General features: G+C 70.3%; 1 protein-coding gene. It reads right to left on the bottom strand.

What is annotated here, in order from left to right; genetic code table 11:
* Nucleotides 1–1,175 (bottom strand): acetyl-CoA C-acetyltransferase (locus DIE04_RS29470; protein WP_148091661.1); only part of this gene is annotated, 1,175 nt, incomplete at both ends.

The raw sequence follows: 1,175 nt of genomic DNA on the forward strand, positions 1-1,175 counted from the left end.
CGCTCGACCGCGAGCGCGACGCCCATCCCGCCGCCGATGCACAGCGACGCCAGCCCGCGCTTCGCATCGCGCTTGGCCATTTCGTGCAGCAGCGTCACCAGGATCCGGCAGCCCGACGCGCCGATCGGGTGGCCGATCGCGATCGCCCCGCCGTTCACGTTCACCTTCGACGTGTCCCAGCCCATCTGCTTGTGCACCGCCAGCGCCTGCGCCGCGAATGCCTCGTTGATTTCCATCAGGTCCAGGTCGCCCGGCGTCCAGCCCGCGCGCTCCAGCGCACGGCGCGATGCCGGCACCGGCCCCATGCCCATCACGCTCGGATCCACCCCCGCGTTCGCGTACGCCTTGATCCGCGCCAGCGGCGTCAGGCCGAGCGCCGCCGCCTTCTGCGCCGACATCACCAGCACCGCCGCCGCGCCGTCGTTCAGCCCCGACGCGTTCGCCGCCGTTACCGAGCCGTCCTTCGAGAACGCCGGCTTCAGCCCCGCCAGCGATTCCGCCGTCACGCCGTGGCGCACGAACTCGTCGGTCGCGAACTGCAGCGGCTCGCCCTTGCGTTGCGGGATCGACACCGGCACGATCTCGTCGTCGAAGCGCCCGGCCTTCTGCGCGGCTTCCGCCTTGTTCTGCGACAGCGCCGCGAACGCGTCCTGCTCCTCGCGCGTGATCCCGTATTCCTTCGCGACGTTCTCCGCCGTGATGCCCATGTGGTACTGGTTGTACACGTCCCACAGGCCGTCGACGATCATCGTGTCGACCAGCTTCGCGTCACCCATCCGGAACCCGTCGCGCGAGCCCGGCAGCACGTGCGGCGCCGCGCTCATGTTCTCCTGCCCGCCCGCGATCACGATCTCCGCGTCGCCCGCCACGATCGCGTTCGCCGCCAGCATCACGGCCTTCAGGCCCGAGCCGCACACCTTGTTGATCGTCATCCCCGGCACTGCGCTCGGCAGGCCGGCCTTGATCAGCGACTGGCGCGCCGGGTTCTGCCCCGAGCCCGCCGTCAGCACCTGGCCCATGATCACTTCGCTCACCTGCTCGGGCTTCACGCCCGAACGCTCCAGCACCGCGCGAATCACCGTCGCACCCAGCTCCGGTGCCGCGATCTTCGCGAGCGAGCCGCCGAATTTGCCGACCGCGGTCCGCGCGGCCGATACGATCACTACGTCCGTCAT

It is taken from the genome of Burkholderia sp. Bp8994 (assembly GCF_003853805.1).
In the GTDB taxonomy this organism is placed as follows: domain Bacteria; phylum Pseudomonadota; class Gammaproteobacteria; order Burkholderiales; family Burkholderiaceae; genus Burkholderia.